This is a genomic window from Microbacterium sp. AR7-10, from assembly GCF_001878835.1.
Classification (GTDB): domain Bacteria; phylum Actinomycetota; class Actinomycetes; order Actinomycetales; family Microbacteriaceae; genus Microbacterium; species Microbacterium commune.
The window spans coordinates 1-7,520 of the sequence record NZ_MJIR01000003.1 but is presented as its reverse complement, the minus strand read 5'-3'; the positions used below and the strand labels follow the sequence as shown (position 1 = coordinate 7,520).

The window sequence follows — 7,520 nt, the reverse complement described above, 5'->3', positions numbered from 1 at the left end:
GGTGTCGCCGGTGAAGTGCGCGAACGTCTCGATGTCGTCGAGCGTCACCTCTCGGGCATCCGACGCGATCTGGTCGCCGATCCGCAGCTCGGCGAGCGACTTGCGGAACGGATGCCGATCACCGGCGCTCGTCGCCGCACCCGTGTGCCACACTCCGGTCAGCGCCGTGAGCATCTCAGGCGACCCCTGCACCGCCGTGCGCTGCATGTGGTGCAGCACGGCGCGGATGCCGCCCAGCTCCTCACCACCTCCCGCGCGACCCGGACCGCCGTGCACGAGCCCGGGCAGGGGAGAGCCGTGCCCGGTCGACGAGCGGGCGTCGTCGCGGTCGAGCAGCAGCATCCGGCCGTTGAAGGGCGCGATGCGCGTCGCGAGTTCGACTGCCTGAGCCGGGTCGTGCGTGGCGATGCTCGTCACCAGCGATCCGCCACCGCGAGCGACGAGGTCGGCGGCCTCGGCCGTGGTCGAGTAGGTCAGCAGCGACGACACCGGGCCGAAGGCCTCCACATCGTGCACGGCCTCGGCGCTCGCATCGTCGAAGCGCAGCAGCAGCGGCGCCACGAAAGCCCCGTCAGGTGCTGGGCCCGCCGACCCGTCGGCATGCCGCACGGCGGGCGCATCTGTCGAGCCGACCACGACCCGGCCACCGGCATCCCGCAGCTTCTGCACCTGGCGCAGTACCTCGTCGCGCTGCGCCGTCGAGGCGAGCGGCCCCATCGTCACGCCCTCGGCACGCGGGTCGCCGAGCACCGTCTTCTGCGCGATCCGCGCCCGCACGGCCTCGATCACATCGTCGGCTGCCGCCGCCGGGACGATCGCCCGGCGGATGGCCGTGCACTTCTGGCCCGCCTTGCTGGTCATCTCCACGACGAGCTGGCGCACGTAGGCGTCGAACTCGGGCGTGCCGGCCACGGCATCCGTGCCGAGCACCGACGCGTTGATCGAGTCGGTCTCGGCGGTGAAGCGCACCCCGCCGGTCTGCACGGCCGCGTGCTGCCGCAGCTTCTCGGCGGTCGACGCGCTGCCGGTGAACCCGACCAGGTCGCCGAGTCGCAGGTGGTCGAACAGATCGGGCACGCTGCCGCTGACCAGCTGCAGCGACCCCTCCGGGAGCAGCCCCGACTCGACGAGGATGCGCACCATCGTCTCGGTGAGATACCCGGTGGGAGTGGCGGGCTTCACGACGGTCGGCATGCCGGCGAGGAACGCGGGAGCGAGCTTCTCGAGCGACCCCCACACCGGGAAGTTGAAGGCGTTGATCTGCACGGCGACCCCGGGGAGCGTCGTGTAGACGTGCCGGCCGAGGAAGCTGCCGTCCTTCGAGAGCGGCTCGACCGGCCCATCGACATGCACGCGACTGTTCGGCAGCTCGCGGCGGCCCTTGCCCGAGTACGAGAACAGCACCCCGATGCCGCCGTCGATGTCGACCCACGAGTCGCCCTTCGTCGCTCCGGTGCGCGCCGAGATCGCGTACAGCTCGTCCTTGCGCTCGGTCAGCGCCAGGGCGAACTGCTTGAGCAGCAGCGCCCGCTGGTGGAAGGTCAACTCGGCGAGCGAGGAGTGACCCGTCGTCCGGGCGTACTCGAGAGCGGCCTCGAGATCGAGGCCCTCGGTCGAGACCCGCGTCACGATCTCACCCGTCGACGCGTCGCGCACCTCCGTGCCCGTCGCACCGGCACTCGGCGTCCACCACTCACCCTGAACGTAGCTCGGCAGGAAATCGGTCATCTCTCCTCGTTCCACACGTAGAACCCCTCGCCGCTCTTGCGGCCCAGCTTTCCGGCATCCACCATCTGCCGCAGCAGCCGCGGCGGCTCGAAACGCGGTCCGAGCTGGCGAGCCAGCTCCTCGGCGATGCCGAGGCGCACGTCGAGGCCGACGACGTCGGTGGTGCGCAGCGGACCCATCGGATGCCGGTAGCCCAGTTCCATGGCCGCGTCGATGTCGGCGGCGTCGCCGACGCCCTCTTCGAGCATCCGAATCGCCTCCAACCCCAGCAGCACGCCGAGCCGACTCGATGCGAAACCGGGCGAGTCGCGGATCACGACCGGGGTCTTGCGCAGCGTGGCCACCCACTCGCGGGCGGAGTCGACGACCGCGCGATCCGTGCGCGACCCGACGACGAGCTCGACCAGCGTCGACGCCGGAACGGGGTTGAAGAAGTGCAGTCCGAGGAACCGCTCGGGCCGGGTGAGCGATGCCGCGAGGTCGTCGATCGAGATCGACGACGTGTTCGTGGCGAGCACCGCGTCGTGCGCGACGATCTGCTCGATGTGCGCGAGGGCCTGTGCCTTCAGCGTGCGATCCTCCGGCACGGCCTCGATCACGAGGCCGGCGCTCTCGAACACGGCGGGGTCGACGTGCACGGCGAACGACTCGATCACCGGCCGCGGCTCGGCGAGGTCGCCGCGGAGAGCGGACTTCTCGATGCTCGCCAGCACGCGCGTGCGCGCGGCCTCGGCGGAGTCCTGATCGCGTTCGACGAGACGCACCCGCGCTCCCGCCATGAGGAATGCGTGCGCGATTCCGGCGCCCATGCGTCCACCGCCCAGCACGCCCACGATCCCGGGAACGCTCATCGGCTCTCCTCCTCCTGCTGCGTCGATCGATCGGATCGCTGCGACCGGCGCTCGAGGAACGCCGTCATGCGCCGGCGCTTCTCGTCGCTGTCGAACAGCTCGGCCTGCAGCTCGAGCTCGATCGCCGGATGCTGGTCGGCGGGCGCGAGCAGCGCACGCTTGGTGAGCTCGGTGGCCCGTGCGCCGTTCGCGCAGATGCGCTCGGCGATGGCGTGCGCAGCGCCGAGCAGCTCGTCGGGCTCGTGCAGCGACGACAGCAGACCCCACGCGAGGGCTTCCTGTGCGTCGATGATCCTGCCGGTGAGCAGCAGCTCGCTGGCACGGGCGTGGCCGATGATCTCGGGCAGCCGCCACGTGGCGCCGGCCGCGGCGATGATGCCGAGTCCGGTCTCGGGGTTGCCGACGCGCACCCGCGGTGTGCCGATGCGGATGTCTGCGGCGTAGGCGAGCTCGGCGCCGCCACCCAGCGCATAGCCGTCGACCGCGGCGATCACCGGCATCGGCAGCTCGCGGATGCGTCGGAACACGGTCGAGTTGATGCCGCGCCGCGCGTGGTCCGCGGTGCGGTCGCGCAGCTGACGGATGTCGGCTCCGGACGCGAAGACGCCGTCGGTGCCGGTGATGATCAGCACCCTCGGCTCGTTCTCGAGGTCGGTGCACACGCCATGCAGCTTGTCGACCATGGTCTGGTCGATCGCGTTGCGCACGGCGGGGCGGGCGAGCGTCACGACCGTCCGGTCGCCCCGCGTCTCGATGTGCAGCGCGTCAGCCATCGATGCGCTCCACGATCATCGCCGTGCCCTGCCCCACGCCGACGCACATCGTGGCGAGCCCGAAGCGCGCACCCTCGCGCTCCATCCGACCGAGCAGCGTGACCAGCAGACGCGAGCCGCTGGAGCCGAGCGGATGCCCGAGGGCGATCGCCCCGCCGTCGGCGTTGACGATCTCGGGGTCGAGGCCGAGGCGGCGGATGCACGCCAGCGACTGCGACGCGAACGCCTCGTTCAGCTCGACCGCGCCGAGATCAGCGACGGTGAGCCCCGCCTTCTGCAGCGCCTTCTCAGTGGCGGGCACGGGGCCGAGACCCATGATCTCCGGCGCCAGCGCGGCGGTGGCGGATGCCACGATGCGCGCCCGCGGGCGCAGTCCGTGCCGGGCGACGGCATCCGCCCCCGCCACGACGATCGCCGAGGCGCCGTCGTTGAGCGAGCTCGCGTTGCCTGCAGTGACCACCTCGCCGCCCGCGACGACCGGACGCAGCGCGGCCAGCGCCTCGAGCGACGTCTCGCGGCGCGGTCCCTCGTCCGTGTCGACGAGCCCGCGGGTCGACTCGACCGCGACGATCTCCGGCGACAGCCTCCCGGCGTCGATGGCCGCGAGGGCTCGCTGATGGCTGAGCAGGGCGAAGGCGTCGGCATCCGCTCTGCTGATCCCTTCGACGCGCGCGACCTCCTCTGCCGTCTCGGGCATCGAGAACGTCGCCTTGTCACGAGCCAGCAGGCGGGGATTCGGGAACCGCCACCCGATCGACGTGTCATACGCGTCGCCGGGCTTCGCCCATGCGCGAGCGGGCTTGGCCTGCACCCACGGCGCGCGGGTCATCGATTCGACGCCGCCGGCGACCATCAGGTCGGCGTCGCCGGCGCGGATCGCCTGCGAAGCCAGGGCGATCGCCGTCATCCCCGACGCGCACAGGCGGTTGACCGTGAACCCCGGGATGCTGTCCGGCAGTCCTGCCAGCAGCACCGCCATTCGGGCGACGTTGCGGTTGTCCTCACCGGCCTGGTTCGCGGCTCCCAAGAGGACCTCGTCGATGGCATCCGCCGGCACTCCCGCCCGGGAGACCGCCTCGGCGACGACCAGCGCGGCGAGGTCGTCGGGACGGACGCCGGCGAGGGCGCCGCCGTACCGGCCAACCGGCGTGCGCACGCCGTCGACGAGATAGGCCTCGGACATCGTCATCCTCTCGAGCGCGGTCACCGGATCCATTACAGACCGATCGTTCAGGAATACGATTCCAGATCGCTCCCGGTATGGCAACCGCCACGCCCGCGGGTGGTAGAACCGCGGCTTCGCGATCGACCTTGACAACGCGAGGGGCTCCGAGCAGATTCGACCATGACGGAGGACGTTCCCGAGCGGGCGACGCCCGTGAGATCGAAGGAGATCGCAGCATGAAGAAGCTCATCAACAAGCCGGAGGACGTGCTCGTCGAATCGCTGCGGGGAGTCGCCGCCGCGCATCCCGAGCTCTCGGTCGATCTCGACACGCACGTGATCACCCGCGCGACGCCGAAGGAGCAGGGCAAGGTCGCCGTCGTCTCCGGCGGCGGGTCGGGCCACGAGCCGCTGCACGGCGGCTTCGTCGGGGTCGGGATGCTCGACGCGGCCGTCGCCGGGGAGATCTTCACCTCGCCGACCCCCGACCGTGTGCAGGCCGCCACGAAGGCCGTCGACCGTGGTGCGGGTGTGCTGCACATCGTGAAGAACTACACCGGTGACGTGCTCAACTTCGAGATGGCGGCGGAGCTCGCCGAGATGGACGGCATCGAGGTCGGTACCGTGGTGGTCGACGACGACGTCGCCGTGCAGGACTCGCTCTACACCGCCGGACGCCGGGGCGTCGGCCTGACCGTGCTGCTGGAGAAGATCGTCGGCGCCGCCGCCGAGGAGGGGCAGGACCTCGCCGCGGTCGTCGCGCTCGCCGAGAAGGTGAACGCACAGGGACGCTCGATGGGCATGGCCCTCACCAGCTGCACGGTCCCGGCGGCGGGCAAGCCCACGTTCGACCTCCCGGACGACCAGATGGAGATCGGCATCGGCATCCACGGCGAACCGGGCCGGCACCGCGAGCCGCTGGCCCCGGCATCCGATATCGCCCGGCAGCTCGTCGAGCCGATCCTCGCCGACCTCGATCTCACCGGCCCCGCGATCGTCATGCTCAACGGCATGGGCGCGACCCCGCAGATCGAGCTGTACCTGATGTACGCGGAGGTCGCCGCCCTGCTCGAGAAAGCGGGCGTGCAGATCGCCCGCAACCTCGTCGGCAACTACATCACCTCGCTCGACATGGCCGGCTGCTCGGTGACCGTGCTGAAGGCCGACGACGAGATCCTGCGCCTGTGGGATGCCCCCGTCATCACCCCCGGCCTGCGCTGGGGCGCCTGACCCGCGCCGTCCGCCTGACTCCGCCGACACCAAACCGCCTTCGCCACTCAGGAGCACGCATGACCTCGACCATCGACACCGCAGCCCTGCACGACTGGATCTCGCGCTTCGCCGTCGCGATGAACGACAACCGCGAGTGGCTCACCGAACTCGACTCGGCCATCGGCGACGCCGACCACGGCGCCAACATGGCCCGTGGCATGGCCGCCGTCGTCGACAAGCTCGATGCGGGCGCACCGGAGACGATCGACGAACTGCTCAAAGGCGTCGGGATGACGCTCGTCAGCTCGGTGGGCGGCGCGAGCGGCCCGCTGTACGGCACGTTCTTCCTGCGCATGGGAATCGCCGCGGGCGCCGTGCCGACTCTCGACGCCGCATCGCTCGCGACCGCGCTGCGCGCCGGACTCGACGGCGTCGTCGCTCGGGGCAAGGCCGAGGCCGGCGACAAGACCATGTACGACGCGATGGCGCCTGCCGTCGACGCCCTCGACTCGACCCTCGCCGCGGGGGTGGGTCTGGCGGCAGCGCTGGTCGCCGCGGCGGATGCCGCCGCCGCCGGACGCGACGCCACACGTCCGCTCGTCGCCCGAAAGGGACGCGCGAGCTACCTCGGCGAACGCAGCGCCGGTCACCTCGACCCGGGGGCGGCGTCGACGGCGATCCTGTTCGAGACCCTCGCCGCGGCGGCGCAGGACGCAGCCGGATGATCGGCGTCGTCGCCGTGTCGCACAGCGCTCGGCTGGGTGAGGCCGCCCTCGAGCTCGCGCTGCAGATGGTGCACGGCGGCGGCGCGCAGGTGCGGGTGGCCGCCGGCGCAGGGTCAGACGCCGACGGGACGCCGATTCTCGGCACGGATGCCGTCGCCGTCGCCTCCGCGATCGACGACCTGGCCACGGAGTGCGATGGCGTGCTCGTGCTCATGGATCTCGGCTCGGCGGTGATGAGCGCCGAGCTCGCTCTCGAGCTGCGCACCAGCGACGTGCCCGTGCGACTGGCGCCGGCGCCGTTCGTCGAGGGACTGCTGGCAGCGGTGATCGCGGCCGCCGCCGGCGGGTCGCTCGACGTGGTGGCCACCGAGGCTGCGGCGGCGCTGGACGCGAAGACCGGTCAGCTGCAGGGGGATGCACCGGTCGACACTGCCTCGGTCGAGCCGGCGACCGCCGTGCCTGCCTCGGCCGCGCCTGCCTCGGCCGCGCCTGCCTCGGCCGTGCCTGCGTCGTCACCGCCGGAGGAACCCCGCATCACGAGGCGGGTGCGCGTGCGCAACCCGCTCGGCATCCACGCCCGCCCCGCCGCACTCATCGCCGAGGCGTCCGCCGGGGCGGACGTGCGCCTGCGCCGACTGCCCGGCGGGCCCGAGGCATCCGCGGCGAGCCTGAGCCGTCTGCTCGTGCTCGGCGCGCGTCGAGGCGACGAGATCGAGCTCTCGGCGCCGGATGGCGATGAGCAGGCGCTCGCCGCCATCGCCGCGCTCTTCGACAAGGGGTTCGGTGAGGGGGTCGACGACGCTCCCACGAGCGCGCATTCCGGTCCGCCCGCCGCCGCACCCGCCGCCGTGCCCGCGGTCGCACCGGGGACGCTGCTGCGCGGGCGCGGCGTGAGCGCGGGTGTCGCCGCGGCCTTCGCGCTCACTCTCGCGCCGCCGGTGCTCGAGCCGGACGCCGCGACGGTGATCGCCGAGGACGAGCGGGAGGCCGAGGCGTCCCGCATCCGTCAGGCGTGCGTCGCGGTCGCAGCCTGTCTCTTATACACATCTGACGCTGCCGACGAACTC

Annotated in this window: 7 protein-coding genes; 3 read left to right on the top strand and 4 right to left on the bottom strand. The window is 71.9% G+C overall.

Annotated features, from left to right (window positions below; all coding sequences use genetic code 11):
* The 4 genes from paaZ to BFN01_RS00590 all read right to left on the bottom strand — a co-directional run.
* On the bottom strand, positions 1-1,728 hold a 1,728-nt coding region (paaZ, locus tag BFN01_RS00605; protein ID WP_071640476.1), incomplete at its 3' end, for a phenylacetic acid degradation bifunctional protein PaaZ.
* Positions 1,725-2,579, bottom strand: coding sequence for a 3-hydroxyacyl-CoA dehydrogenase family protein (locus BFN01_RS00600; protein WP_071640474.1), 855 nt, complete (start codon positions 2,577-2,579; stop codon positions 1,725-1,727). The genes paaZ and BFN01_RS00600, both read right to left, overlap by 4 nt.
* Positions 2,576-3,352 carry an enoyl-CoA hydratase/isomerase family protein gene (locus BFN01_RS00595; RefSeq protein WP_071640472.1) on the bottom strand — a complete coding sequence of 259 codons (777 nt, stop codon included), beginning with the start codon at positions 3,350-3,352 and terminating at the stop codon, positions 2,576-2,578. The genes BFN01_RS00600 and BFN01_RS00595 overlap by 4 nt, the downstream gene beginning before the upstream one ends.
* Positions 3,345-4,535 (bottom strand): acetyl-CoA C-acyltransferase, encoded by a 1,191-nt coding sequence (locus BFN01_RS00590; protein ID WP_071640478.1) that lies wholly within the window; start codon positions 4,533-4,535, stop codon positions 3,345-3,347. Before BFN01_RS00590 ends, BFN01_RS00595 begins: the two co-directional genes overlap by 8 nt.
* A gap of 218 nt (positions 4,536-4,753) precedes the next feature.
* On the opposite strand from BFN01_RS00590, the gene dhaK reads away from it, so the two are divergent.
* The 3 genes from dhaK to BFN01_RS00575 all read left to right on the top strand — a co-directional run.
* Positions 4,754-5,746, top strand: a complete 993-nt coding sequence (dhaK, locus tag BFN01_RS00585) for a dihydroxyacetone kinase subunit DhaK (protein WP_071640470.1) — start codon at positions 4,754-4,756, stop codon at positions 5,744-5,746.
* 59 nt (positions 5,747-5,805) lie between these two features.
* Complete coding sequence (dhaL, locus tag BFN01_RS00580) at positions 5,806-6,453, top strand: dihydroxyacetone kinase subunit DhaL (protein ID WP_071640467.1); 648 nt, start codon at positions 5,806-5,808, stop codon at positions 6,451-6,453.
* A partial coding sequence (locus BFN01_RS00575; protein ID WP_071640465.1) for an HPr family phosphocarrier protein occupies positions 6,450-7,520 on the top strand: 1,071 nt, incomplete at its 3' end. The genes dhaL and BFN01_RS00575, both read left to right, overlap by 4 nt.

Bases quoted from the DNA above. Each gene is read 5' to 3' on its own strand.
- BFN01_RS00600 (WP_071640474.1), bottom strand. From the start codon at position 2,579: ATGAGCGTTCCCGGGATCGTGGGCGTGCTGGGCGGTGGACGCATGGGC.
- BFN01_RS00595 (WP_071640472.1), bottom strand. From the start codon at position 3,352: ATGGCTGACGCGCTGCACATCGAGACGCGGGGCGACCGGACGGTCGTG.
- BFN01_RS00590 (WP_071640478.1), bottom strand. From the start codon at position 4,535: ATGTCCGAGGCCTATCTCGTCGACGGCGTGCGCACGCCGGTTGGCCGG.
- dhaK (WP_071640470.1), top strand. From the start codon at position 4,754: ATGAAGAAGCTCATCAACAAGCCGGAGGACGTGCTCGTCGAATCGCTG.
- dhaL (WP_071640467.1), top strand. From the start codon at position 5,806: ATGACCTCGACCATCGACACCGCAGCCCTGCACGACTGGATCTCGCGC.